Here is a 24897-nt window from a genome sequence, read left to right as displayed (position 1 = left end):
TCTCCCCTTGGGGGGGAGGGACGATTCACGCTGCTTCCGGGTCGGCCGCCTGTTCGGCTTCCTCCTCGCGCGCCGCTTTCGCCGCCTGCCGCCGCTGGCGCAGCGTTTCGAGCACGCTCGCCGCCTCGCGCCCGCCGCCGGGCGTGAAACGATGCTCCTTGCCCGCCGACAGGTCGCCCTCGTCCATCTGCGCCGCGAGCCGCGTCGCGTCGAGCTGGCGGAGCGCGGCCTCGACATCCTCCATCTGGCGCGGGTCGATATCGAGCTGTTCGAGTGCCATCAGCCCGAGCGCGATCGAGCTTTCGAACACCTCGCGCACCGCGCCGCTCGTCCCCGCACCGTCGATCGCCATCAACTGGCGCCGGTCGAACACGCGCATCAGCACCTTCGCCTGCGGGAACGCCTCGACCACCGGCCGCAGCGTGTCGGCGTCGACCGACGGATCGTCGATGCAATAGATGATCAGCCGCGCCTCGTCGGCGCCCGAACGGCGGAGCAGGTCGAGCCGCAGCCCGTCGCCGAAATAGACCTTGGTGTCATATTGTCCCGACAGCTCGATCTGGCTGGGTTTCTTGTCGATCAGCGTCACTGAACAGTCGACCGCGTTCAGCATCTGGGACACGATCTGCCCGAACCGGCCGTAGCCGATCACCAGCGCCGACCCGCGTGGCGCATCCTCGGGACCGTCGAGGTCCGCCCCATCGCGGTCGGGCGCGAATTCGAGGTTGCGCGCGAACAGCATCAGGAAGGGCGTCGACATCATCGACAGCGTGACCACGGCGCTGAACAGGCTCGCCGCCTCGGGCGCGATCAGCAGCGCGTCGGCCGCCTGGGTAAACAGAAGGAAACCGAACTCGCCGCCCTGGCTCAGCAGCAGCGCGAGGCCGAGCGCGGTCTTCCACGACTTGCCGAACAGGCGGACGATGACGGTCAGCACCACGATCTTGACCGCTACCAGCCCCGCCGCGAGCGCGAGCACGCGCAGCGGATCGGCGAGCACGACGCCCACGTCGAGCACCATCCCGACAGCGAGGAAGAAGAGGCCGAGCAGGATGAGGCGGAAAGGCTCGACATCGGCCTCGATCTCATGCCGGTAGGGCGAATCGGCGAGCATCACGCCCGCGATGAAGGCGCCGAGCGCGGTCGACAGGTGCAGGCTGTGCATCAGCGCCGCGCTCGCGAGCACGACGAGCAGCCCGACGACGACGAACAGCTCGCGCTCGCCATAACGGCCGACGAGCTTCAGGAACGGGTTCACGACAAAGCGCCCGGCCAGCACCAGCCCGGCGATCGCCGCGACGGTATAGAGCGCAAGCACCCCGCCCGGCGGCGCCGACGGATCGGCGGGCGCGCGCGACAGCGCGGCGACGATCGTGATCATCGGGACGATGGCGAGATCCTGGAACAGCAGGATCGAAAAGGCCTTTTCGCCGAAGGGCGAGTTGATGCGACCCGAACTTTTGAGGCTGGGCAGCACCTGCGCGGTCGACGAGAGCGCGAGCGGCAGACCGAGGACGAGCGCCGCCTGCCAGCTGAACCCCTGCGTCACGAGGATGAGCCCCGTCAGGATGAGCCCGGTCACCACGACCTGCGCGAGCCCGAGGCCGAAGATCGCCTTGCGGAGCTGCCACAGCCGCCGCGGATGCAGCTCGAGCCCGACGAGGAAGAGCAGGAAGGCGATGCCGAGCTCGGCGATCGCGAGCTTCGATTCGCCGCCGCCGACCAGCCCCAGCCCGTGCGGCCCGACGAGCGCGCCCGCGATCAGATAGCCGAGCACCGCGCCAAGGCCGAGCCGGCGGAAGATCATCACGAACAGGGTCGCGACCCCGAGCAGGATCGCGCCTTCGAAGAGCAAGGTGTCGGTCGGCGTCTCGGCGACCCTTTCGGTCACCGCTGGCCCCGCCGCGAGGACCGTCAGCATCATGCGCCGACGTTCGCGCCTTCGAACGCCGCGACCGCGGCGTCGAAGGGCAGCAGGATGGCGCCGTGCCGCGCCGGATAGTCGCGCGCCGGCGCGAGCAGTTCGAAGCCGGGCCAGTCGGGCGCCTCGCCCTCGCCCCCGAACCACAGGGCGATCGCGTCGCGCGCGGCGCGGATCTCGGCGACGCTGCGTCCCGGTGCATGGCGCGCGAGCAGCGCCGCCGACGCCTGCCCGAGCGCGCACGCCTCGACATGCAGGCCGACCGCGGTCACCCGCCCCGCCGCGTCCGAGCCCACATCGACGATGATCCGGCTGCCGCACAGCGGCGCGCGCAGCGAGGCGCGGCGGCGCGCCTCGGCGGGCAGCGGATAGTCCGCCGTCGCCACCGCGAGCGCCAAAATGTCGCGATTATAGAGCGGCGCGCTCATCGCGCGCTGTCCGCCGCATCCTGTTTCGCGGCGGCCGTCTGCGCCTCGCGCGCCTCGGCGCGGCGATCGGCGATGACCTTGCTCAGCGCCGCACTGGTCGCGCTCAGCGCGGGATAGGTGCGGCTGTCGCTCATCCAGGCCGGGCGCTGCGCATTGCCATAGCCGATATCGTAGAGGAGCGTGGCGCCCATGAACAGCACGGTCGCGAGCGCCAGCCCCTTCACCGCCCCGAAGCCCGCGCCGAGCCCGCGGTCGAAGCCGCCGACGAGCGACGCGCGGCTGCGCTGTCCCATCGCGCGCGAGCCCCATTTGGCGATCGCGAACACGCCGCCGAACAGCAAGACGAACGCCAGCATCGCCGCTCCGCCCGGCGTGCCGACATAATCGGCGAGCAGCCCGGTCAGCGTCGCATGAAAAAAGCGCACCGCGAGGATCGCGAGGATCCAGGCGAGCAGCGAGGTCACCTCCTGCACCAGCCCACGCGCGAAGCCGAGCACGGCGCCGCCGAGGACAAGGACGAGCACGACGATATCGAGAGCGGTCAGACTTCCCATGCGCCGGTGGCTAGTCGCGCCCGAGCATCAGGTCAACGAGTTCGCCGAGGCGCGTGAAGCCGGTCACCGAAATGCCGCCGACCGCCTTCATCCCCTTGGGTCCCCAGCCGCGCGAAAAACCGAGCTTCGCCGCCTCGCGCAGCCGCAGTGCGTCGTGCGCGACGGGGCGCACCTCGCCCGACAGCGAAAGCTCGCCGAAGACGATCGCGTCGGCGGGCACCGGCCGCTCGCTGAACGCCGAGATCAGCGCCGCCGCGACCGCGAGGTCGGCCGCGGGGTCGGTGAGGCGGTAACCGCCCGCGATGTTGAGATAGACCTCCGCTGCGCCCATCTGGAGCCCGCAGCGCGCTTCCAAGACCGCGAGCACCATCGCGAGCCGGCCGCTGTCCCACCCGACGACCGCGCGGCGCGGCGTCGCGCCGCTCGCGAGCCGCACGGTGAGCGCCTGAACCTCGACGAGCACCGGGCGCGTGCCTTCCAATGCGGGGAAGACCACCGATCCCGGCACATCCCGGCTCCGATCGGTCAGGAACAGGCTCGACGGGTTGGCGACTTCGCCGAGCCCCTCCTCGCCCATCGCGAACACCCCGATCTCGTCGGTGCCGCCGAAGCGGTTCTTGACGGCGCGAAGGATGCGATAAAGATGGCTGCGCTCGCCCTCGAACGACAGCACCGTGTCGACCATATGTTCGAGCACGCGCGGTCCCGCGATCGTCCCGTCCTTCGTCACATGGCCGACGAGCACGATCGCCGCGCCGCTGTCCTTGGCGTAGCGGATCAACTCCTGCGCGCTCGCGCGCACCTGACTCACCGTTCCCGGCGCGCTGTCGATCAGGTCGCTGTGCATCGTCTGGATCGAATCGATCACCACGAAATCGGCGCTACGGCCGTCGAGCGTCGCGAGGATATCGCGTACGGAGGTCGCGCTCGCGAGCGCGACGGGCGCGTCGCCGAGCCCCAGCCGCTGCGCGCGCAGCCGCACCTGCGCGGCCGCCTCCTCGCCGCTGATATAGACGACCGACTTGCCCGCCTTGGCGAGCCGCCCCGCCGCCTGCAGCAGCAGGGTCGACTTGCCGATCCCCGGATCGCCGCCGATCAGCGTCGCCGACCCCGCGACGAAACCGCCGCCGAGCGCGCGGTCGAACTCGGCGATCCCGCAGAACATCCGCTCGGGTATGGCGCTATGCGCGTCCAAGGTTTCGAGCGCGAGCGCGCGGCCGCCCTTCGTCAGGTCGTGCTTCGCCGAAAAGACGGTCTCGGCCGCCTCCTCGACCAGCGTGTTCCATTCGCCGCAATCGGCGCATTGCCCCTGCCAGCGGTACGAAACCGCGCCGCAATTCTGGCAGACATATTGGCGTTTCGCTTTGGCCATCATCGGCGCTTAACCGGAACAAAAAACGAACGCCACCCCTTTCCCGCTCCCGTCACTCCGGGCTTTGATCCGGGGTCCCACTCAGCGACGGCGAAAAGCGGGACCCCGGATCAAGTCCGGGGTGACGAGGAAGGGTAGCGATGGTTCAATTTACGCACGTCTTGTTCTAGGGCGGTCGCAATCCCGAATCACCACTCAGCAGGATCGCCCACGCCATGAAATTCTTCGCCGACACCGCCGAAATCGCCGACATCCAGGAACTCGCCGTGACGGGCCTGCTCGACGGGGTCACGACCAACCCGTCGCTGATCGCCAAGTCGGGCCGCGACTTCAAGGAAGTGACGAAGGAAATCTGCGCGATCGTCGACGGCCCCGTCTCGGCCGAGGTCGTCGCGCTCGACCACGCGACGATGATGAAGGAGGCCGAGATCCTCCGCAAGATCGCCGATAATGTCTGCATCAAGGTGCCGCTGACGATCGACGGGCTCAAGACCTGCAAGGCGCTGACCGGCGACGGCACGATGGTCAACGTCACGCTCTGCTTCTCGGCGACGCAGGCGCTGCTCGCGGCCAAGGCCGGCGCGACATTCGTGTCCCCGTTCGTAGGCCGCCACGACGACAATGGCTTCGACGGCATGCAGCTGATCGCCGATATCCGGCTGATCTACGACAATTACGCCTATGACACCGAAATCCTCGTCGCGAGCGTGCGCCACGGCATCCATGTGCTCGAAGCCGCCAAGATCGGCGCCGACGTGATGACCGCGCCGCCGTCGGTCATCAAGGGGCTGTTCAAGCATGTCCTGACCGAAAAGGGTATCGAAGGCTTTCTCGCCGACTGGGCGAAGACCGGGCAGTCGATCTGACAGCCTCGTCATTGCGAGGAGCCGAAGGCGACGCGGCAATCTCCAGCTATCGTCCTTGCGCGAGTCCGAAGGCTGGAGATTGCTTCGCTACGCTCGCAATGACGAAGAGCAGTTGACGTAAACGTCAACTCGCCGCGATACTCGCCCGAAAGGGAGAGATTCGCATGACCGACACCGCCGTCCTCACCGAACGCCAGGGCCATATCCTGATCGTCACGATCAACCGGCCCGAAGCGCGCAACGCGGTCAACGCCGCGGTCCATGCTGGCATCGGCACCGCGCTGGAGCAGGCGGAGCACGATCCCGAAATCCGCGTGGTCATCGTCACCGGCGCGGGCGACAAGAGCTTCTGCGCCGGCGCTGACCTCGTCGCGCTGTCGCGCGGCGAAAGCCTCGCCCCCGACGATCCGGCGCAGCAGGCGTGGGGCTTTGGCGGTTTCGCCGCGCATCCGATCTCGAAGCCGGTCATCGGCGCGGTCAACGGCTTCGCCTTCGGCGGCGGCTGCGAACTCGCGCTGATGTGCGATCTGGTCGTTGCCGCCGACCATGCGCAATTCGCGCTACCCGAGGTCAAGGTCGGACTGTTCGCCGCGGCGGGCGGCGCCTTCCGCCTTGCGCAGCAACTGCCGCGCAAGCTCGCGATGGAATATATGCTGACCGGCGATCCGATCCCCGCCCCGCGCGCGGCCGCGTTCGGGCTGGTCAACCACGTCGTCCCGCTCGCCGATCTGATGCCGGCCGCGATCGCGCTCGCCGAAAAGATCGCCGCCAACGCCCCACTGTCGGTGCAGGCGTCGAAGCGCGTCGCGCTCGGCATCGACGAGGGCCGCATCGCCGCCGACGCCCCCTATTGGGAGCATAACACCCGCGAGCGTGCTGTGCTCATGCGCAGCGAGGATGCGCGCGAAGGGCCGCGCGCCTTCGCCGAGAAGCGCAAGCCGGTGTGGAAAGCGCGCTGAGATGAACATGACCGACCCCGAGCGCATTCCCGTCATCATCGGCGTCGGGCAGGTCAACGACCGGCCCGAGGATCCCGACGCGGGGCTCGACTCGCTTGGCCTGATGGTCGCGGCGCTGAAGGCCGCGGCGCAGGACGCCGGCGTGCCGCTCGCCGACATCGACAGCCTCGCGATCGTCGACCAGATCAGCTTCCACCATCTCGGCAAACTCTGCGAACCGCTCGCCGCCGCCATCGGCGCCAAGCCGGCGATCAACTATCAATCCGACGCGCCGCACGGCGATACGCCGGTGCGCCTGCTCAACGAGGCCGCGAACCGTATCGGGGCGGGCGAGATCAAATTGGCGGCCATCGTCGGCGGCGAAGCGCTGCGCACCGCCGCGGGACGCGCCGCCAAGGCGGCGAGCGGCGAGGACAAGAGCTACAACGCCGTGCGCCAGGTCGCGACCCGGCGCGAGCCCAATTATGCCCAGAAGCACGGGCTTTCGGCACCTGTCGACGTCTATCCGCTCTACGAGAACGCCACCCGCGCGGCATGGGGCGAAAGCCTCGCCAAGGCGCAGGCCGAAAGCGCCGAAATCTGGTCGCGCTTTTCGGAGGTCGCAGCCGCGAACGACGGCGCGTGGATCCGCAAACCCGCCAGCCCCGCCGATATCCTGGCGGTGAACGAGCGCAACCGCCCGATCGCCTTCCCCTATTCGAAGCTGATGGTCGCCAACAGCTCGGTGAACCAGGGCGCGGGCTTCCTCCTCGCGAGCCTCGCCGAAGCGCGCCGCCGCGGCATCGCCGAGGATCGCCTGATCCATGTCGGCATGGGCGCCGCGGCGAAGGAGCCAGCAAGCATCCTGAAACGCGATCGTTACGACCATAGCGTCAGCATGGAAACGTCGATCACGCGCACGCTCGAACTCAACGGCATGACCGTCGAGGATTTCGACTGCGTCGAACTCTACAGCTGCTTTCCCTGCGTGCCGAAGATGGCGCGGCGCATCCTCGGCTGGCCGTGGGACCGCCCCGCGACGGTGTTCGGCGGCCTGACCTTCGGCGGCGGGCCGATCGCCAACTATATGAGCCACGCGATCGTCTCGATGGTGAAGAAGCTGCGCGGCGAAGGCCGCTATGGCTTCCTCTTCGCCAACGGCGGCTTCGCGACCGACAATCATTGCATCGTGCTGGGCAGCGAGCCGATCGCGGCGGCGAGCTTCCCGCAGGACTTCGGCTATCAAGCCGAAGCCGAAGCGAAGCGCGGGCCGGTGCCCGAACTGGTGCAGGATTATGCGGGGCCTGCGACGATCGAGAGCTATACGGTCTTCTACTCCCGCGACGGCGCGCCGAAGGCCGGCGTGGTGGTGGCGCGAACGCCCGATGGCGCGCGGACGCTCGCGCATGTCGATGTGAGCGATGCCGAGATGCTGGCGTTCCTGACCGACGGGAAGGAAGAACCGGTTGGGAGCACCGGCAACGTCGTGGCGCTGGATGAAGACCGTTTCGGCTGGCGGACAGGCTGAACCCTTCGCTGGGGCGCGGTCCCGGACGGCCGGTCAAGGCTTCAAATTCGCTCGCTCCCGGCATGAAGAGCCGATATGGCCCGGCGTATGAAAAAGCTCCTTGTTCCGGTCATGTTGGCGGCGGCAATTGCGTCCGGATGCACGGCGGCCACGCCTGCCGAACCGACGATGCAGGACCTTCTGCGCGACCCGGCTGTGGGCGAGTTCGTCGCTTGGCAGAAGGGCCATGGCCTCCCGGCCATAGAGCTCGAGCCATCGGGACCCGCGCCCGCAACGCCGGGCGGCACCCGCATCGGCGGCCCGGTCTGGCTGGCCGCGGAGGAAGCCTGGCCGACCGATGCCGAGGGGCGGCCGATGTCCTTTCTCGCGCAGGTCGATTTTTCGGCACTGCCACCCTTGCCGGACTATCCGGAGAGCGGGATCCTGCAGTTCTTCATCGCACGCGACGATCTGTACGGAGCGAATTTCGAGAAGCCCGAAGCCGGAAAATTCCGCGTCATCTGGCGCGAGAAGATCCAGGGACCCGGCAAATTGCACATGGGCAAGCCGTTCGGCGACCACGGGATCGACGATTATTCTCCGCTCTATGAGGGCACGGTCGAACAGGGAATTGCGCTGAAGCCCAAACGCGTCGAGCAATTTCCATCGACCGAGTCCTGGCTGGCCGAAAGGGATATCGGGAAGCTGCTCGAAAGCGACAAGGGCGGCCGCATCTATACCTTTGCGGACAAGCAATATGAACAGGCCCCGCCACGCCACCATGTCGGCGGCCATCCGGGCTTCACGCAATCCGACTGGCGCGCCGCGCCCGCCTATCAGGACGTCGATCGCGTCTTGATCAATCTCTGGAGCGACGATCACATCATGTGGGGCGATATGGGGCAAGGCCAGTTCATGATCCGGCGCGCAGACCTGTTGAAGCGCGACTTCAGCAAGGTCTTCTATCAGTGGGATTGCTACTGACCGCGGCCCGCCGCGCCGCTCAGATGTCGAACGACACCCCCTGCGCCAGCGGCAGCGCGTCCGAGTAATTCACCGTATTGGTCGCGCGCCGCATATAGGCCTTCCAGCTATCCGACCCTGACTCGCGCCCGCCCCCCGTCTCCTTCTCGCCACCGAACGCTCCGCCGATCTCGGCGCCGCTCGTGCCCAGATTGACGTTGGCGATGCCGCAGTCGCTCGCCGCCAGGAAGCGCTCGGCCTCGCGCATGTCGGTGGTGAAGATCGCCGACGACAACCCCGCCGCGACCGCGTTGTGCAGCCGGATCGCGGCATCGAGATCGTCGTAGCGCATCACATAGAGGATCGGTGCGAAAGTCTCATCCAGCACCGGCTCGACCTGCCCCGGCATCTCGACGAGCGCGGGGCGCGCATAATAGCCCGCACCCTCGCCGACCCGCTCGCCGCCATGAACGACCCCGCCGGCCGCGCGCGCGGCGGCCAGCGCCCCTTCCATCGCCTCATGCGCGGCGCGGTCGATCAGCGGCCCGACGAGCACTTCTCCCTCCAGCGGATTGCCGACCGCGACGCTCGCATAGGCGGCCTTCAGCCGCGCGACGAAGCCGTCGTAGATGCTGTCGTGGACGAACAAGCGCCGCGTCGTCGTGCAACGCTGCCCCGCCGTCCCCATCGCCCCGAACGCGACCCCGCGCAGCGCGAGGTCGAGATCGGCCGAGGGCGCGACGATCACGCCGTTGTTGCCGCCGAGCTCTAGGATCGCGCGCGCGAACCGCTGGGCGAGCCGGGGCGCGACCGCACGGCCCATGCGCGTCGATCCGGTCGCCGAAACGAGCGCGACGCGCGCGTCGTCGACGAGCGCCTCGCCCGCCTCGCGCCCGCCGATCAGCAATCCCGAGAGACCCTCGGGCGCATCGCCGAAACGCGCCACCGCGCGCGCGAAGATCGCCTGCGTCGCCAGCGCGGTCAGCGGCGTCTTTTCCGAGGGCTTCCACACGACGCTGTTGCCGCAGACGAGCGCGAGCGCCGCGTTCCACGCCCATACCGCGACAGGGAAGTTGAACGCCGAGATCACCCCGACGACCCCGAGCGGATGCCACACTTCCATCATCCGGTGCCCCGGCCGCTCGGTCGCGATGGTGAGGCCGTAGAGCTGGCGCGACAGGCCAACCGCGAAGTCGCAGATGTCGATCATCTCCTGCACCTCGCCCGCGCCCTCCGAGGGAATCTTTCCCGCTTCGATCGTCACCAGCCGTGCCAGATCGTCCTTCGCGGCGCGCAGTTCTTCGCCGAACAGGCGCACCAATTCGCCGCGGCGCGGCGGCGGCACCAGCCGCCAGGCGCGAAAGGCCGCGGTTGCCGCATCGAGCGTCTCGTCGATTTCCGCCGCGTCGGCGACGCGCAGCATCGCGACCTGCTCGCCGGTCAGCGGGGTGATCGAGGGCATCGATCCTTCGCTCCACAGCGCGCGGTCCACGCCCAGCCCGTCGAGCAGTCGGCCCACCTCTTCGCCGATCGCGGTCATCGTTCGTCCCTTTCGTATCGGGCGGCCCGCCCTTGCAACTTGCGGCTCGCGGAGTATCGCAGGGGACGAACAAAGCAAATCGAAAGCGGGAGAATCCCCATGTCCGACCTGCCCCCCTCCGAACCCTTCGTCCCGGTTCCCGCCGACGCCGCCGCGAACACCCACTGCACCGCCGACGACTACGACCGGCTCTATGCCGCGAGCACCGCCGACCCCGACGCCTTCTGGGCGGCCGAGGCGCAGCGTGTCGACTGGGTGACGCCTCCGACGAAAATCGCGAACTGGTCGTTCGATCCGGTCGACATCAAATGGTATGAGGACGGCGTCCTCAACCTCTGCCACAATGCGCTCGACCGCCATGTCGCCGCGGGGCACGGGGAACGCACCGCGATCATCTTCGAGCCCGACGCGCCCGATGGCGAGACCCGCCACATCAGCTATGCCGCGCTGCTCGCCGACGTGATCCGTTTCGCGAACACGCTGAAGAAAATGGGCGTCCAAAGGGGCGACCGCGTCACCATCTATATGCCGATGATCCCCGAGGGCGCGGTCGCGATGCTCGCCTGCGCGCGCATCGGCGCAGTGCATAGCGTCATCTTCGGCGGCTTTTCGCCCGACGCGATCGCGGGGCGCATCGAGGATTGCGCGAGCGACTGGGTGATCTGTGCCGACGAGGGGCTGCGCGGCGGGCGCACCATCCCGCTGAAGGCCAATGTCGACAAGGCGCTGGAGAAGGTGGACGTCAAGGCGGTGCTCGTCATCGCTCACACCGGCGGCGATATCGCGATGATCGAAGGCCGCGACCATTGGTACGACGCGCTCTCCGCCGATGTCGGCGCCGATTGCCCGTGCGAGCCGATGGGCGCCGAGGACCCGCTGTTCATTCTCTATACCTCGGGCTCGACCGGCAAGCCCAAGGGCGTGCTCCACACCGTCGGGGGCTATTCGGTGTGGGTCGCGTCGACCTTTCACTACGGGTTCGACTATCGGCCGGGCGAGATCTTCTGGTGCACCGCCGATATCGGCTGGGTCACCGGGCACAGCTATGTCGTCTATGGCCCCTTACAGAACGGCGCGACGACACTGATGTTCGAGGGCATTCCCAATTACCCCGACCACGACCGCTTCTGGCGCGTCGTCGACAAGCATCGGGTGAACATCCTCTACACCGCGCCGACGGCGATCCGCGCGCTGATGCGCGAGGGCGACCATTATGTGACGCGTCACGACCTCGGCTCGATCCGCCTGCTCGGCAGCGTCGGCGAACCGATCAACCCCGAGGCGTGGCGCTGGTATCATGATATCGTCGGCAAGGGCCGCGTTCCCGTGGTCGACACCTGGTGGCAGACAGAGACCGGCGGGATCATGATCACCACCCTTCCCGGCGCGCATCCGATGCAGCCGGGAAGCGCCGGGCGTCCCTTCTTCGGCATCCGCCCGCAGCTCGTCGATGCCGAGGGCGGCGTGCTTGTCGACGAACAGAGCGGCGGCGCGGCCGAGGGCAATCTGTGCATGACGCACAGCTGGCCGGGACAGGCGCGAACGCTCTATGGCGACCATGACCGTTTCGTGTCGACCTATTTCTCGACCTACAAGGGCAAATATTTCACCGGCGACGGCTGCCGCCGCGACAAGGGCGGATATTGGCGGATCACCGGCCGTGTCGACGACGTCATCAACGTCTCGGGGCACCGCATGGGCACCGCCGAGGTCGAAAGCGCGCTGGTGCTGCACGATCTGGTCGCCGAAGCCGCGGTCGTCGGCTTTCCCCACGACATCAAGGGCCAGGGCATCTACGCCTATGTGACGCTGAACGCCGGGGTCGAGCCGACCGACGAGGTCGCCGCGGCGCTGAAACAGCAGGTCCGCACCGAGATCGGTCCGATCGCGACTCCCGACCATATCCACCTGACCCCCGCGCTGCCCAAGACACGCTCGGGCAAGATCATGCGGCGGATCTTGCGCAAGATCGCGGAGAATGACTTCGGGTCGCTGGGCGACACCTCGACGCTCGCCGACCCGAGCCTGGTCGACGGGCTGATCGAGGGGCGGAAGAATCGGTGATCATCTCCCCTCCCGCTTGCGGGAGGGGGATTTCAGAAATGAAAGTCCGGCAATTCGGCCAGCGCGATGCCCAGCGCTTCGGCCCAGCCGTCCGAGACGCTTTGATAATAGGCGTCGTCGCGTTCGAAGCGGCGTTCGCGCACGGTGGTGAAATCGTCGCGGGCGTGGACCTTGAGGTCGATCGGCAGGTCGACCCCGGCATTGGCCTGGATCGTCGAATCGAACGAAACGCAAAGCAGCTTCACCGCATCCTCGAACGACATGGCAGGGTCGTAGGAGCGGACGATCATCGGGCGGCCATATTTGGTCTCGCCGATCTGGAAGAAGGGATTGTCCTCTCCCGCCTCGATGAAATTGCCCTCAGGATAGATCATGAACAGGCGCGGCTCTGAGCCCTTGATCTGGCCGCCGACGATCAGCGATGCGCGGAAGATCGATTCGGCCATCGGCCCTTCGACGCCGTAGCGCGTCACGATGCCGCGCAGCGTTTCGCCGATGGTCATCGCGACCTGGAACATCGAGGGCGCGGCGAGGATCGACGGATGCCGATCCTCGGGCGCCTTGGTCCGCTCGTCGAGCAGGCTGACCACCGCCTGCGTCGTCGCAAGATTGCCCGCCGACATCAGCGTGATGACGCGCTCGCCCGGCACGTGCCAGCTCCGCATCTTGCGGACCTGCGAGATATCGTCGACGCCCGCGTTGGTGCGGGTGTCCGACATGAACACCAGCCCCTTGTTCAGGCGCATCCCGACGCAATAGGTCATCGATTCCTTCTTCCCTGGCCCCAGTCCGATCCCAGCCCGGCCCCGCTTATTGCTGGACCTGCAATTGAACAACCAGATTTTCCTGCGCCGCACCATAGCGCATGCCACGAACCGGGGCGGCGTCCCGATAATCGAGCCCGGTCGCCACGCGGATATAGCGCTGGTCGGGCGAATGGCCGTTGCTGACGTCGAAGCCGATCCAGCCGATATGGTCGAAATGCGCCTCCGCCCACGCGTGCGTCGCATCCTGCTGCGTCCGGTCGTTCATCATCAGATAGCCCGAGACATAGCGCGCCGGATGGCCGAGGTGGCGCATCGCGGCGATGAAGATATGGGCATGGTCCTGGCAGACGCCGCCCTCGCCCGCCAGCGCCTGTTCGGCGGTCGTCTCGGCATCGGTGACGCCGATCCGGTAGGCGAGCCGGTCGAGGATCAGTGCGGAGAGCGCGTGCGCGCGCTCGATCTCCGAACCGAAATCGCGCCCCAGCGCCGCCGTCAGCGCCCGCACCTGGCGCCCTGCGCGCGTCAGCGGGGTCGGGTGCAGGAACGTCCATAGCGGTATCGCGCCGCGATGCGCGCCGATCACCCCGTCCCACGTCACCAGTTCGACCTCTCCGGCGCAATGGATGACCAGTTCCGGTGCGCCGCCGTCGACCGACACCAAGTCGACGGCATTGCCGTGATGGTCCGTATAGTGGAGTTGCCGCGATCCGCCCTCGACCTCGACTGTCCAACCGTGGATCAACTGCTGCCCCGGCCGCTCCTTCGGCGTCAGCCGAAGCTGTTGCAGCGCATAGGCGACATGCCCCTCGAAATGATAACGGGTCGTATGTTCGACGCGCAGGCGCATGGTCACTCCACAAACCGGTAGTCGCGCTCGACCTGCCGGGCGAGCGCCGCGTTGGCGGCCAGGAAGCCGCGCAGATATTCGTGCAGCCCGCCGTCGAAGATCGACTGGATCGGCCCGGCCAGCCGGTCGCGACACAGCGCCGTCGCCATCCGCCCCGCCTCGGTCTCTTCGGCATAGATGCGCTGGATCTGCCCCAGATGCTCCGCCATCCGCTCGCAGCAGAAGGCGAGGCTGCGCGGCATCTGTGCATAAAGGATCAGGAATTCGGCGATCTTGAGGGCACTGATCTCCGCGCCGTAGAGCCAGCGATAGGCGCGGTGCGCCGACACCGAGCGCAGGATCGTCTCCCACTGCACATTGTCGATCGACGATCCGATATGCGCGACCGAGGGCAGCAGCAGATAATATTTGACGTCGAGGATGCGCGCGGTGTTGTCGGCGCGTTCCAGAAAGGTGCCGAGCTGTGCGAAGTGGAAGCCGTCGTTGCGCAGCATCGTGCCGGTCAGCGCGCCGCGCACCTGCCCGTTCTGCCGCCGGATCGTCGCCAGCACGTCGGGCAGATCGTCCTCGCGCACCGGCCGCCTCAGCAGCGCGACCAGCGTCATCCAGCCGGTGTTCACCGCTTCCCAAACCTCGCGCGTCAGATAGGTGCGCGCGGTGCGCGCGTTGTCGCGTGCCTGCTTGACGATCGACAGGATGCTCGACGGATTGGCGGGATCGCGGAGCAGATAATCGACGACGCGCGCCGAGGTGAAATCCTGGTGCGTCATCGCATAGGCGCTCGCGACCCCGGCAGTCTCCAGCACCGATTTCCATTCGGCGGGCGCGGTCGCCGAGCGGGTGAGCGCGATGCGGAAGCCCGCGTCGATCAGCCGGGCGGTATTCTCGCTGCGCTCGAGATAACGCGCCATCCAGAAGAGCGAGCCGGCGGTTTTTCCTAGCATGGGGACGGCCGTTCAAGCCCCTCCCCTTCAGGGGAGGGGTTGGGGTGGGGTCTCGCGGCAGAGCATAAGACCGATGAACCCCACCCCGCTGCGACTAGGCAGCAAGCTGCCAAGTCTCGCTGCCCCTCCCCTGAAGGGGAGGGGTTCAAGTTGGGGAAAATCCGCTCCGCCCCCATCAATCCTCCAACACCCAGGTATCCTTGGTCCCGCCGCCCTGGCTCGAATTGACCACCAGCGACCCCTTGGTCATCGCGACGCGGGTCAGTCCGCCGGGGGTGATGGTGATGCCCTGCGGCGACATCAGGACGAAGGGGCGGAGGTCGACGTGGCGCGGCGCGAGACCCTTTTTGGTGAAGATCGGCACGGTCGACAGCGACAGCGTCGGCTGCGCGATATAATTGGCGGGATTGGCCTCCAGCTTGGTGCGGAAGGCCGCGATCTCCGTCTTGCTCGCCGCGGGGCCGACGAGCATGCCGTAGCCGCCCGACCCGTGCACCTCCTTGACCACCAGCTCGGGCAGCCGGTCGAGCACCTCGCGCAGATGCCCGGGCTCGCCGCAGCGCCAGGTCGGCACATTGGGCAGCAGTGCCTTCTCGCCCGTATAGAATTCGATGATGTCGGGCATGTAGCTGTAGAGCGCCTTGTCGTCGGCGATCCCGGTGCCCGGCGCATTGGCGATGGTGATGCCGCCGGCGCGATAGACGTCCCAGATGCCGGGCACCCCGAGCAGCGAGTCGGGGCGGAAATTGAGCGGATCGAGGAAATCGTCGTCGACGCGGCGGTACAGGACGTCGATCGGCCGGTAACCCTGCGTCGTCCGCATCGCGATGCGCCCCTCGACGACGCGCAGATCGTGCCCCTCGACCAGTTCGGCGCCCATCTGGTCGGCGAGGAAACTGTGCTCGAAATAGGCGCTGTTGTGGATGCCCGGCGTCAGCACCGCGACGGTCGGCGTGCCCCCGCACATCGGCGGCACGCAGGCCGACAGCGATTTCAACAGGTTGATCGGATAATCGCCGACCTCGCGCACCGCGACCTTCGCGAACAGCTCGGGGAACATCTGGAGCATCGTCTCGCGATTCTCGAGCATGTAGGAGACGCCCGACGGGGTACGGGCATTGTCCTCGAGCACGTAGAATTCGTCGGGGCCGGTGCGGACAATGTCGATGCCGCTGATATGCGTATAGACGCCGCCGGGCGGATCCATGCCCATCATCATCGGCAGGAAAGCGTCGTTGCGCGCGACCAGCTCGGTCGGCACGCGCCCCGCGCGGAGAATCTCCTGCCGGTGATAGATATCGTGGAGGAAGGCATTGAGCGCCCGCACCCGCTGTTCGATCCCGCGCGACAGCCGCCGCCATTCGCCCGCGGCGATGATCCGCGGCACGACGTCGAAGGGAATCAGCCGCTCGTCGCCGCCGTCGGCGCCATAGACGTTGAAGGTGATCCCGATGGTGCGGAAAAAGGCCTCGGCCTGCTGCGTCTTGTGCTGGATGCGCGTCGCATCCTCGCCGTCGAACCAGTCGCGATATTCGCGGTAGGGCGGCCGGACCCCGCCCTCCTGGCTCGTCATTTCGTCGAAGAAGCGAATGAAGCCGGTCCTTTCCGCAGCACACTGTCCCGCACCGCGCGCAATGACGGTGTCCACTTGTTCCAGCTACTGCGCTGCCCGCCGGCTTCACGGCCGTCAGGCTTGTGGGACCGATGCTAGCACCGCTGCGCGGGAAGGCAAGATATCTGAAAGCTCACGGAAATCGAAATGCCTTGCCCGCCAGCCTTCGCTCTATAGAGGGAAAGCATCGTCCGCCGCGGGAGTATTCGCTCATGTCCCTATCCGCCATACTGCTCGCCGGCCTGCTCGCCGCGACCGCTGAACCGGCCGCCTGCTCCGCGCCCGCAGATTTGAGCGCGACCCCGCTCGCGGCCTGGACCCAGACCGATGGCGCCGCGGACGCGGCGATCGTGCCCGGCCGGCCGGTCACGCTGGCCATGGCCGACGGCGCGGCGGCGCGGACGCTGACCATCGCCGCGGCCGGCCGCTATGGCGTCGCCGCCGACGGGCGCGTGTGGATCGACCTTGTTGCGCACGGCAAGCCGCTGACCTCGGCCGAGCATGGACACGGCCCGGCCTGTTCGGGGATTCGCAAGATCGTCTGGTTCGACCTGACGCCGGGAACCTATGACGTGACGCTGTCGAAGGCGGCCACGGACCGCGTGCGCGTGTTGGTCGTACAGGGGCGCTGAGGGCGAAATGCCCCTCCCCTAAGGGGAGGGGCTTGAGCAATGTTACAGGGCCCCGTGGCAATGCTTGTATTTGCGGCCCGAGCCGCAGGGGCATGGCGCGTTGCGGCTGATGTCCAGTGCCGCATAGGGATTCTCGCCCTCCGGCAGGTCCGGGCGCGGCGCCTGCATCGGGGGTAGCGTGTTCGCGATCACTCCCAACTCGCCCCCATCGAGGTCGGCGCTGTTGTCCTCGCCGGTGAAGGGGTCGATGTGGGTGGTCAGAAAGTCGGGCAGATCGGGGAGCGGCATCGGCTCGGGTTCCTGGAACTGGAAATCGATCCGCGCGACGGTGCGCGTCACATCCTCGCGGATGTTCTGCAGCATGCGCTCGAACAGCGCAAACGCCTCGGCCTTATATTCGTTGATCGGCTGCTTCTGCGCATAGGCGCGCAGGAAAACGACCTGGCGCAGCGCGTCGAGGGTCGAGAGATGCTCCTTCCAATGATGGTCGAGCGTCTGGAGCAGGATCGACTTCTCGATGCCGCGCCACGTCTCGGGGTCGACCTGCGCCGCCTTCTCGGCCGCCGTGGCGTCGGCCAGTTCCTGGATGCGTTCTTCGAAGATTTCGGCGTCGACCGCATCCTCCTGCATCCACGCGTCGATCGGCGGCGACAGTTCGAGGACGTTGGCGACGCGCGCTTTCATGCCCTCGACGTCCCATTGCTCGGGATAGCTGCCCGGCGGACAGGCGTCGGCGACGATCGAATTGACCGTCTCGGCGCGCATCGCGCCCATCGCGTCGTCGACGGTCTCGCTGTCGATGATCTCACCGCGCTGTTCATAGATGACCTTGCGCTGGTCGTTCATGACGTTGTCATATTCGACGACCTGCTTGCGGATGTCGTAGTTGCGCGCCTCGACCTTCTTCTGCGCGGTCTCGATCGCCTTCGACAGCCACTTCGACCCGATCGCCTCGCCGTCCTCCAGATTCTTGTTCATCATCTTGGCGAACAAGGTGTCGGGGCCGAAGATGCGGAGCAGGTCGTCGTCGAGGCAGAGGTAGAATTTCGACAGGCCGGGGTCGCCCTGGCGCCCCGAACGGCCGCGGAGCTGGTTGTCGATGCGCCGGCTTTCGTGACGCTCGGTCGCGAGCACGAACAGGCCGCCCGCCGCCTTCACCGCTTCGCGCTCGGCCGCGACCTCTTCGTGGATGCGCGCGATCGCGGCCTCGCGTTCGGGGCCTTCGGGCAGGTCCTTCAGCTCGTCCTCGATGCGGAATTCCTCGCTGCCGCCGAGTTTGATGTCGGTGCCGCGGCCCGCCATGTTGGTCGCGATGGTGACCGCGCCGGTGCGCCCCGCCTGCGCGACGATATGCGCTTCGCTCTCGTGGAAGCGCGCGTTCAGGACGCTGTGCGGCACGCCTTCCTTTTCGAGATAGGAGGAGAGCAGTTCCGACTTCTCGATCGACACGGTGCCGACGAGCACCGGCTGGCCGCGCTCGTTCGCTTCGCGGATCGTGCGCGCGATGGCGCCGAACTTGTCGGTGATATTCTTGTAGAATTCATCCTCGTCGTCGACCCTCGCGATCGGACGGTTCGTCGGGATGGTGACGACGTTCATCTTGTAGATTTCGAAGAATTCGGCCGCCTCGGTCGCCGCGGTGCCGGTCATGCCGCTGAGCTTCGGATACATGCGGAAATAATTCTGGAAGGTGATCGACGCGAGCGTCTGGTTCTCGGGCTCGATCTGCACGCCTTCCTTCGCCTCGACCGCCTGGTGCAGGCCGTCGGACCAGCGGCGGCCGTCCATCATGCGGCCGGTGAATTCGTCGATAATGACGACCTTGCCGTCCTTGACGATATAGTCGGTGTCGAGCTTGAACATCACGATGGCCTTCAGCGCCTGGTTGACGTGATGGACGATCTGGGTGTTCTCGATGTCGTAGAGGTTGCTGCCCTGGAGCAGACCGGCCGCCTCGAGCAGCCGCTCGACATGCTCGGTGCCGTCCTCGGTCAGGCTGATCGACTTGGTCTTCTCGTCCTTTTCATAATCATCCTCGCCGAGCTGGTGGACGACTTCGTTGACGCGGATATAGAGCTCCGACTTGTCGTCGGTCGGGCCCGAAATGATCAGCGGAGTGCGCGCCTCGTCGATCAGGATCGAATCGACCTCGTCGACGATGCCGAAGTTGAAGGGGCGGTGGACCATCTGCGACCGCTCGAACTTCATATTGTCGCGCAGATAATCGAAGCCGAGTTCGTTGTTGGTCGCGTAGGTGATGTCGCTGTTATACGCCTCGCGCCGCTGCGTCTCGTTGAGGTTGGGGACGATGACGCCGGTGGTGAGGCCAAGGAAGCCGTAGACCGTGCCCATCCATTCGGCGTCGCGGCGGGCGAGATAGTCGTTGACCGTGACGACATGGACGCCCTTGCTTTCGAGCGCGTTCAGATAGCAGGGCAGGGTCGCCATCAGCGTCTTGCCCTCACCCGTCGCCATCTCGGCGATCTCGCCGCGGTGGAGGACGATGCCGCCGACCATCTGCACGTCGAAGTGCCGCATGCCGAGCGTGCGCTTCGCCGCTTCGCGCACCGTGGCGAAGGCCTCGGGCAGGATGTCGTCGAGCGTCTCGCCCGCCGCCAGCCGGTCGCGGAACTTCTGCGTCTGCGCCTGGAGCGCCGCGTCGTCGAGCGCTTCCAATGCGGGCTCGAACGCGTTGATCTTGTCGACGACCTTGCGGATCGAGGCGACGTAACGATCGTTGGACGAGCCGAACAGGCTCTTGGCAATGCTGCCGAACATATTGATTTCCTTGGATTGTCTATGCGGGTTGCGGCAACGCAGGCGTTGCCCGGTCGCCCCTATGGGCGACCGCGAATGGGTCGGTCAGGCGCGGACGGCCTGGCGCGGCGGCGCTATTCGAGTGCGCGGTCGGAGCGGCTGAGAACGCCGGGCAGATAGGGCGGGGCCGAGCGAATCGGCTTGCGGCAACTGCACGACGAGCGGCGCGACGGCACCGGATCGGCCGGCCGGCGCGCTTTGTCGGAGGCATCGGACTGCGCCGCCGTTTCGGCGAGCAGCACCAGCGACCCCATCGCCGCCGGCATCGCCGGCGCCGCCTGCGCGCGATCCGCGCCGGCAAGGCCGGTCAGCAGCGCGAGCAAGGTCAGTAACAGTCGCAAACGGGGCCCCTCTTCGGTTCAGCGCGCGCCATGGTGCACGCTGTACGCTGAACATAGGGTGAAAGGCCGTGCTCGTCCAGAGACTAAGCCCGCTGATCGCACCGTCAGCCCATCTTGCGGGTTGGGGCTATTTTGGATCGACGCGGACATCAAAATCGATAGAGACCCGCCTTTCGACCGGATTTCCGTCGTCATCGCGATAAGGCTCGCCATGGAAGCTCATGCGACACGGATTGGCGGTCATCAAGTCAAAGGGGATCACACCCGATCGTTCCGCCTGACAATCGCTTATGATGCCCTCCTTTCCGACCGTGAAGGATTGACGAAGCCTGCCGGTGGGCGGAAAATACTGCTCCGGATTGGGAACCATCGTAGCCATATAGGCGACGTCGTCCCATATCAGAGTGACGTCATAACGCCCCTCGGTAGGTTTACCGTCAACGTCGCGCGCAGGTTCAAATTTCGCCGACTTGAGAACAAACGGGCAGCTTTCGCGGACCAGCTCTTCCGGTGCCGTCCCATCCACGACCGCGCAGCGCGCGACCGATCCGTCGCCTGCGATCCGCAGCGACACGCGAACCTGACCGCTCAAACTGCCTGCCGCCTCGGTCCCCAAAAGCGGGGTTGCAAGAGGACGCTCGAAAGACAGGAAGCCCGTTGGGACCGGGCCGCGAGGGTAGCTTTCCGCTGCAGGAGGGATGCGCCATAGAATTCGGCTTCCGTAGTAACCCGTCGTCGGAGTGCCTGATCGATCGAGCGCCGGACGGAACCGTGCCCGCTCAAGCAGCAGGCGACACGCCGCGTAGTCGAGGTCGAGATGACCGCTGCTGCCCGAGATTACGCATGCCGTCGGCTGACCGCTATTTGAGACAGCCAAGCGGAAACGAACGTCCCCTTGGCGGTTCTCGCGCCGGGCGTCCTGGGGATAATCATCAAGGGTAATCCAGTCGGCGGGCCGGCCGGCAGGCAGGGCAGGCCGCGATTTGTCATTCGGATCGGGCCGCGGCACGAAGACGGTCTTCGGCGGCGGCGGAGACGGCATTTGCGCCGCCGCGTCGGTGATTGCCAAGTTCCCACCGGCCAATGCCGCGCCCAACCAAAGCAGCGCCCGTCCCCACCCCATCTGTGCCCCCTTCATTCCAACTGTGGATTCAGCCCCTTCACTTCCTGAAGAAAGCTCTTCGGCTTCTTGAAATATTTGCTCTTGCGATTGACCTTCAGCCCCAACGCCTCGGCCAGTTCCATGACGAAATGGACGCAATTATGCTTGCCGAGGCTGTAGCTTGGCTGCTCGCGGTTCTGCCATTCGCCGATCTTGGCGAGCAGCCGGGCATAGGTCGCATCGTCGACGGTCAGGCTGAACTGCCTGTCGCTCTTCGCCACATAGTCGGGCTTCGACGTCTGCACATAGCCCTTCACCGATCCGAAGAGGATTGCCGGGCTCACCGATTTGGCGGTGAAGCCGTAATTGGTGTCGACCGCCTCGCCGGTCGCGTCGACCCGGCCCTTCAGCGTGACGAAGGCGTGGGGGAAGCGGTCGCCGAAATCATGGCTGTAGAAGCTCACCACCACCGCGGCCTGCGCCGGCAGCGCGGCGCCGAGGAGAAAAGCGAGCAGGGAGAGGAGCATCAGGCGCAAGCGAGTCATCGCCCGGTGATAACCAGCCCGACCCGGCGTGGCCACCCCGCGATTGCCGCTTGACCTTCGCCGCGGCTTCGCCTGTGGTCACACTGACAATCATGTCAGCATCACGGGAGGGCAGGATGGCGCGCAAGGCGATCTTCATCACCGGCGGCGGGTCGGGCATCGGGCGCGCGACCGCGCGTCACTTCGCGGGCCAGGGCTGGTTCGTCGGCATCGCCGACGTCAATGCACAGGGGATCGACGAGACCGCCGCGCTGCTGCCCGAGGGCGCTTCGTCGCGCCACGTCATGGACGTGCGCGACCGCGACCAGTGGCAAAAGGCGCTCGCCGACTTCGCGGCGGCGAGCGGCGGGCGACTCGATGTCCTCTTCAACAACGCCGGCATCGGCTCGGGCGGCCAGTTCATGGACATGGCGCCCGCGGAGGCCGACCGGCTGATCGCGATCAACTTCGGCGGCGTGGTGAACGGCATTTACAGCGCGCTGCCGCTGCTCCGCGCGACGCCCGGATCGACGATCCTCAACACCGGCTCGGCGTCGGGTTTCTACGGCGTAGCCGGGCTCGCGGTCTATTCGGCGACGAAGTTCGCGGTGCGCGGCCTGACCGAAGCGCTCGAAATCGAATTTTCGAAGCATGGCATCAAGGTGCGCTCGCTGATGCCCGGCTTCATCGACACGCCGCTGCTCGACCAGGTGAGCGCCGACAGCAACGAACCCGCGCGCAACCGCCTGTCGGCGAGCGGGTTCGAGATCGTCCCCGTCGAACGCGTCGCCGAAGCGGCGTGGGAGGCGGTACACGGCGAGCGCGTGCATGTGACGGTCGGCAAGATGGCCAAACGCCTGTCGCGCCTCGCGCGCTTCTTCCCGGGACTGGTCGCGAAACAGTCGAAGAAGATCGACGGACTGGGCACGGCGGGGCATTGAGGTTCGGGCTGCGCGACCGCCGAGGTCTGTTATGGGGTGGGGAGCGGGTGTCGCTTTATGTTCCGTCCGGCGGATAGCGAATCGATCCGCGCCCCAGAAGCGGGACCGAGGATCAAGCCTGTCCTGAGTCTGTCGAAGGGTCCGGGGGTGACGGGGAAGGAAGCACGGCGCTGCGTGATTTTATTTCCTANGTCGCTTTATGTTCCGTCCGGCGGATAGCGAATCGATCCGCGCCCCAGAAGCGGGACCGAGGATCAAGCCTGTCCTGAGTCTGTCGAAGGGTCCGGGGGTGACGGGGAAGGAAGCACGGCGCTGCGTGATTTTATTTCCTAGGTTGTCAAACTTGTCACTCCCCTCGGGTAAAATAATACCCGTGGGGAATTTTGGGGCGCCGATGCGCCTTGATGCGGCGCCGGTGGCGGAGGGATCCACGAAATGAAAGAGCCGATGGGAGAAGAGGCTGGCACGGCGCGATAATGTAGGAAAGCGTTTTTTGGGCGGCCGCTTTGGGGTGGGTTTGAGCCATTTCCCCTCCCTTTTAGGGAGGGGTTAGGGGTGGGTGCGCGAGCGGAGCGAGCCTGCAAAAGAACGCCGCCTTCGGCGGCTACCCACCCCCAGCCCCTCCCTAAAAGGGAGGGGAGAGGGTATGGTCGCTAACGTCCGCTACCGGCCGCAATCGGTCGCTAGCGGACATTCATCTACTTCCCCGCCCCGCACTGCACGCTGCCGCTTCCGACGTTGCGCACGGTGCACACCGGCCGGCCGAGCACGACCGTCCGGCCGACGCCGCGGGCGGTGATCGCGGCGGTCTTGGTCGCGCTGAAGCGATGGTCACCCGCGCCTTCGCTGTCGCTGATCAGCTCGCCGACCGCGAGTTCGCCCGCGTCGACCGTCCCGGCGCCCGACAGCGTCATGGTCGCCTGGCGCGCCTGGCCGCCCAGCGTCATCGTGCCGTTGCCGACCATCGCCACCGACAGCCGGTCGGCGTCGACCCGGCCCACGATCAGTTGGCCGGGCCCGCGCAGGCCGATCGTCACGCGCGCGCCCTTCAGCGCGTCGATCGTCAGCGACCCCGCGCCCGCGACCATCGCCGAGCGGAGATTGGCGGCGTTGATGCGAACCGTCACCGGCGCCGGGCCCTTGCTCTTGCGCTCGTCGCCCGCGAAGCGCCGCTCGCCGATCACCAGCTTGCCGTCGCGCGCCTCGATGCTGAGCCGGTCGAGCGCATCCTGCGGCCCTGTCGCCACCGCGCTCACCGGCGCGCGCGCGACAACCTCGACCGTCACGTCGGCACTGAGTTCGATCGCCTCGAAGCTGGTGAGGCCATAGCGCTTCTCGGCCGCCGAAGCGGGGCCGGAGAGCAGCAGGGTGGCGGCCGCGAATGCGGCCCATCGCGAAACATGCGTCATGACGCCGCCTTAGCCGTTCGGCCGCGGCGGCGCCATAGGCGGCTCAGTTGCAGGTGACGTTGCCCGACCCGGTCTTGCTGGTCGAGCATTTGGCGCCGCCGCCGATCTTGACGTCGCCCGATCCGATCACGCGCACATCGGCGCTGGCGGTCGCCTGCGCCTCGACATTGCCCGATCCGGTCACCGAAACGTCGAGCGTATCGGCGACCAGTCCGTCGGCATCGATGTCGCCCGAACCCGTGACGCCGATGTCGCCCGATCCGACCTTGCCGCCCGCGACCTCCAGATCGCCCGAGCCCGACATGGCGAGCTTGACGCTCGTCGCGGTCAGCTTCGCGATCTTGAGCTCGCCCGATCCGGTCACCGCGGCCTCGACCGCGTCGCCGTCGACGCTGTCGGCGTCGATCGAGCCCGACCCCGCCAGCTCGACCGCGCTGAGCCTGGGCATGGTGATCGTGATGTCGACATCGTCGTGGTCGCGGAAGCTCCAGCTGCTGCGCTTGCGGCCGATCGACAGCGTCGATCCATCGACTTCGACCTCGAGCTGGTCGAGTTCGGCCTGCGGTCCCTTGGCGCTGATCGCGAAGCTGTCACCGCGGCGGATCGTCACATCATAGGGGCCCGCGACGTCGACGCCGGTGAAGCCGCTGAGCGCAAAGGATTTGGTCGCCGCCGGGCCGCTGTCGGCGGGGCGCGATTCGCTGCTGGCCCCGTCGCGGCCGCCATCGGCCTTGTCGGCGCCGCTGCAGCCCGTCGCGGTCGCCAGCATCAGCGGTAACATCGCTATCGTCGTCCAGTTTCGCATCGC

At 66.9% G+C, this 24897-nt stretch carries 22 protein-coding genes; 7 read left to right on the top strand and 15 right to left on the bottom strand.

Features of this window, described 5'->3' with window-relative positions; all coding sequences use genetic code 11:
* Positions 1-25: 25 nt before the first annotated feature.
* The 4 genes from CD928_RS12105 to radA are packed head-to-tail and all read right to left on the bottom strand — an operon-like array spanning position 26 to position 4275.
* On the bottom strand, positions 26-1924 hold the full coding sequence (locus CD928_RS12105) for a cation:proton antiporter (RefSeq protein WP_095387289.1): 1899 nt from the start codon (positions 1922-1924) through the stop codon (positions 26-28).
* On the bottom strand, positions 1921-2349 hold the full coding sequence (locus CD928_RS12100; RefSeq protein ID WP_095387288.1) for an iron-sulfur cluster assembly scaffold protein: 429 nt from the start codon (positions 2347-2349) through the stop codon (positions 1921-1923). Before CD928_RS12100 ends, CD928_RS12105 begins: the two co-directional genes overlap by 4 nt.
* Positions 2346-2903, bottom strand: a complete 558-nt coding sequence (locus tag CD928_RS12095; RefSeq protein ID WP_176473556.1) for a CvpA family protein — start codon at positions 2901-2903, stop codon at positions 2346-2348. Before CD928_RS12095 ends, CD928_RS12100 begins: the two co-directional genes overlap by 4 nt.
* 10 nt (positions 2904-2913) lie before the next feature.
* Positions 2914-4275: a DNA repair protein RadA gene (radA, locus tag CD928_RS12090; protein ID WP_095387418.1), complete on the bottom strand. Its 1362-nt coding sequence runs from the start codon at positions 4273-4275 to the stop codon at positions 2914-2916.
* 215 nt (positions 4276-4490) lie between these two features.
* Here radA and fsa point away from each other — a divergent pair, with 215 nt between their 5' ends.
* The 4 genes from fsa to CD928_RS12070 all read left to right on the top strand — a co-directional run bounded on the left by fsa (position 4491) and on the right by CD928_RS12070 (position 8570).
* The gene (gene fsa, locus CD928_RS12085) at positions 4491-5141 is read left to right on the top strand and encodes a fructose-6-phosphate aldolase (RefSeq protein ID WP_095387287.1); all 651 of its coding nucleotides are present in this window, start codon (positions 4491-4493) and stop codon (positions 5139-5141) included.
* Positions 5142-5305: 164 nt separating this feature from the next.
* Entirely contained in the window at positions 5306-6100 is a 795-nt protein-coding gene (locus tag CD928_RS12080) for a crotonase/enoyl-CoA hydratase family protein (RefSeq protein ID WP_095387286.1), read from the top strand.
* A gap of 1 nt (position 6101) precedes the next feature.
* The gene (locus CD928_RS12075) at positions 6102-7607 is read left to right on the top strand and encodes an acetyl-CoA acetyltransferase (protein ID WP_255247130.1); all 1506 of its coding nucleotides are present in this window, start codon (positions 6102-6104) and stop codon (positions 7605-7607) included.
* Positions 7608-7694: 87 nt separating this feature from the next.
* Entirely contained in the window at positions 7695-8570 is an 876-nt protein-coding gene (locus CD928_RS12070) for a YwqG family protein (RefSeq protein ID WP_176473555.1), read from the top strand.
* A 19-nt stretch (positions 8571-8589) separates the two neighbouring features.
* On the opposite strand, the gene CD928_RS12065 is transcribed toward CD928_RS12070, so the two are convergent.
* Entirely contained in the window at positions 8590-10089 is a 1500-nt protein-coding gene (locus CD928_RS12065; protein ID WP_095387284.1) for an aldehyde dehydrogenase family protein, read from the bottom strand.
* A gap of 99 nt (positions 10090-10188) precedes the next feature.
* Between CD928_RS12065 and acs the strand changes: the two genes are divergently transcribed.
* Entirely contained in the window at positions 10189-12153 is a 1965-nt protein-coding gene (gene acs / locus CD928_RS12060; protein ID WP_095387283.1) for an acetate--CoA ligase, read from the top strand.
* A gap of 32 nt (positions 12154-12185) precedes the next feature.
* Here acs and CD928_RS12055 read toward each other — a convergent pair whose 3' ends face one another.
* From CD928_RS12055 to CD928_RS12040, 4 genes are all read right to left on the bottom strand, one after another.
* Entirely contained in the window at positions 12186-12917 is a 732-nt protein-coding gene (locus CD928_RS12055; protein ID WP_095387282.1) for a peptidase, read from the bottom strand.
* A gap of 46 nt (positions 12918-12963) precedes the next feature.
* Positions 12964-13767, bottom strand: a complete 804-nt coding sequence (locus CD928_RS12050; RefSeq protein WP_095387281.1) for a transglutaminase family protein — start codon at positions 13765-13767, stop codon at positions 12964-12966.
* A 2-nt stretch (positions 13768-13769) separates the two neighbouring features.
* Positions 13770-14711 (bottom strand): alpha-E domain-containing protein, encoded by a 942-nt coding sequence (locus tag CD928_RS12045; RefSeq protein ID WP_095387280.1) that lies wholly within the window; start codon positions 14709-14711, stop codon positions 13770-13772.
* Between the two features lie 175 nt (positions 14712-14886).
* On the bottom strand, positions 14887-16284 hold the full coding sequence (locus CD928_RS12040) for a circularly permuted type 2 ATP-grasp protein (RefSeq protein ID WP_095387416.1): 1398 nt from the start codon (positions 16282-16284) through the stop codon (positions 14887-14889).
* A gap of 251 nt (positions 16285-16535) precedes the next feature.
* Between CD928_RS12040 and CD928_RS12035 the strand changes: the two genes are divergently transcribed.
* On the top strand, positions 16536-16955 hold the full coding sequence (locus CD928_RS12035; RefSeq protein ID WP_095387279.1) for a hypothetical protein: 420 nt from the start codon (positions 16536-16538) through the stop codon (positions 16953-16955).
* A gap of 42 nt (positions 16956-16997) precedes the next feature.
* Here CD928_RS12035 and secA read toward each other — a convergent pair whose 3' ends face one another.
* From secA to CD928_RS12015, 4 genes are all read right to left on the bottom strand, one after another.
* Complete coding sequence (gene secA, locus CD928_RS12030; protein WP_095387278.1) at positions 16998-19733, bottom strand: preprotein translocase subunit SecA; 2736 nt, start codon at positions 19731-19733, stop codon at positions 16998-17000.
* Positions 19734-19846: 113 nt separating this feature from the next.
* Positions 19847-20113: a hypothetical protein gene (locus CD928_RS12025; RefSeq protein ID WP_095387277.1), complete on the bottom strand. Its 267-nt coding sequence runs from the start codon at positions 20111-20113 to the stop codon at positions 19847-19849.
* Between the two features lie 127 nt (positions 20114-20240).
* Entirely contained in the window at positions 20241-21236 is a 996-nt protein-coding gene (locus CD928_RS12020; protein ID WP_176473554.1) for a TonB family protein, read from the bottom strand.
* A gap of 11 nt (positions 21237-21247) precedes the next feature.
* A complete protein-coding gene (locus tag CD928_RS12015) occupies positions 21248-21760 on the bottom strand; it encodes a hypothetical protein (protein WP_095387275.1) in 513 nt (170 codons plus the stop codon).
* A gap of 116 nt (positions 21761-21876) precedes the next feature.
* Between CD928_RS12015 and CD928_RS12010 the strand changes: the two genes are divergently transcribed.
* Positions 21877-22680, top strand: coding sequence for an SDR family oxidoreductase (locus CD928_RS12010; protein ID WP_095387274.1), 804 nt, complete (start codon positions 21877-21879; stop codon positions 22678-22680).
* A gap of 698 nt (positions 22681-23378) precedes the next feature.
* Here the strand turns inward: CD928_RS12010 and CD928_RS12005 are convergent.
* Both CD928_RS12005 and CD928_RS12000 read right to left on the bottom strand, forming a co-directional pair.
* Complete coding sequence (locus tag CD928_RS12005) at positions 23379-24089, bottom strand: head GIN domain-containing protein (protein WP_095387273.1); 711 nt, start codon at positions 24087-24089, stop codon at positions 23379-23381.
* A 43-nt stretch (positions 24090-24132) separates the two neighbouring features.
* The gene (locus CD928_RS12000) at positions 24133-24894 is read right to left on the bottom strand and encodes a head GIN domain-containing protein (protein ID WP_095387272.1); all 762 of its coding nucleotides are present in this window, start codon (positions 24892-24894) and stop codon (positions 24133-24135) included.
* Between the last annotated feature and the right edge of the window lie 3 nt (positions 24895-24897).

The organism is Sphingopyxis sp. GW247-27LB (assembly GCF_002277025.1).
Classification (GTDB): domain Bacteria; phylum Pseudomonadota; class Alphaproteobacteria; order Sphingomonadales; family Sphingomonadaceae; genus Sphingopyxis.
This window is presented reverse-complemented; position numbering and strand designations above follow the sequence as displayed.

Excerpts from the sequence above, each read along its gene's own strand:
- CD928_RS12105 (WP_095387289.1), bottom strand. The coding sequence starts at position 1,924 with ATGATGCTGACGGTCCTCGCGGCGGGGCCAGCGGTGACCGAAAGGGTC.
- CD928_RS12100 (WP_095387288.1), bottom strand. The coding sequence starts at position 2,349 with ATGAGCGCGCCGCTCTATAATCGCGACATTTTGGCGCTCGCGGTGGCG.
- CD928_RS12095 (WP_176473556.1), bottom strand. The coding sequence starts at position 2,903 with ATGGGAAGTCTGACCGCTCTCGATATCGTCGTGCTCGTCCTTGTCCTC.
- radA (WP_095387418.1), bottom strand. The coding sequence starts at position 4,275 with ATGGCCAAAGCGAAACGCCAATATGTCTGCCAGAATTGCGGCGCGGTT.
- fsa (WP_095387287.1), top strand. The coding sequence starts at position 4,491 with ATGAAATTCTTCGCCGACACCGCCGAAATCGCCGACATCCAGGAACTC.
- CD928_RS12080 (WP_095387286.1), top strand. The coding sequence starts at position 5,306 with ATGACCGACACCGCCGTCCTCACCGAACGCCAGGGCCATATCCTGATC.
- CD928_RS12075 (WP_255247130.1), top strand. The coding sequence starts at position 6,102 with ATGAACATGACCGACCCCGAGCGCATTCCCGTCATCATCGGCGTCGGG.
- CD928_RS12070 (WP_176473555.1), top strand. The coding sequence starts at position 7,695 with ATGAAAAAGCTCCTTGTTCCGGTCATGTTGGCGGCGGCAATTGCGTCC.
- CD928_RS12065 (WP_095387284.1), bottom strand. The coding sequence starts at position 10,089 with ATGACCGCGATCGGCGAAGAGGTGGGCCGACTGCTCGACGGGCTGGGC.
- acs (WP_095387283.1), top strand. The coding sequence starts at position 10,189 with ATGTCCGACCTGCCCCCCTCCGAACCCTTCGTCCCGGTTCCCGCCGAC.
- CD928_RS12055 (WP_095387282.1), bottom strand. The coding sequence starts at position 12,917 with ATGACCTATTGCGTCGGGATGCGCCTGAACAAGGGGCTGGTGTTCATG.
- CD928_RS12050 (WP_095387281.1), bottom strand. The coding sequence starts at position 13,767 with ATGCGCCTGCGCGTCGAACATACGACCCGTTATCATTTCGAGGGGCAT.
- CD928_RS12045 (WP_095387280.1), bottom strand. The coding sequence starts at position 14,711 with ATGCTAGGAAAAACCGCCGGCTCGCTCTTCTGGATGGCGCGTTATCTC.
- CD928_RS12040 (WP_095387416.1), bottom strand. The coding sequence starts at position 16,284 with ATGACGAGCCAGGAGGGCGGGGTCCGGCCGCCCTACCGCGAATATCGC.
- CD928_RS12035 (WP_095387279.1), top strand. The coding sequence starts at position 16,536 with ATGTCCCTATCCGCCATACTGCTCGCCGGCCTGCTCGCCGCGACCGCT.
- secA (WP_095387278.1), bottom strand. The coding sequence starts at position 19,733 with ATGTTCGGCAGCATTGCCAAGAGCCTGTTCGGCTCGTCCAACGATCGT.
- CD928_RS12020 (WP_176473554.1), bottom strand. The coding sequence starts at position 21,236 with ATGGGGTGGGGACGGGCGCTGCTTTGGTTGGGCGCGGCATTGGCCGGT.
- CD928_RS12015 (WP_095387275.1), bottom strand. The coding sequence starts at position 21,760 with ATGACTCGCTTGCGCCTGATGCTCCTCTCCCTGCTCGCTTTTCTCCTC.
- CD928_RS12010 (WP_095387274.1), top strand. The coding sequence starts at position 21,877 with ATGGCGCGCAAGGCGATCTTCATCACCGGCGGCGGGTCGGGCATCGGG.
- CD928_RS12005 (WP_095387273.1), bottom strand. The coding sequence starts at position 24,089 with ATGACGCATGTTTCGCGATGGGCCGCATTCGCGGCCGCCACCCTGCTG.
- CD928_RS12000 (WP_095387272.1), bottom strand. The coding sequence starts at position 24,894 with ATGCGAAACTGGACGACGATAGCGATGTTACCGCTGATGCTGGCGACC.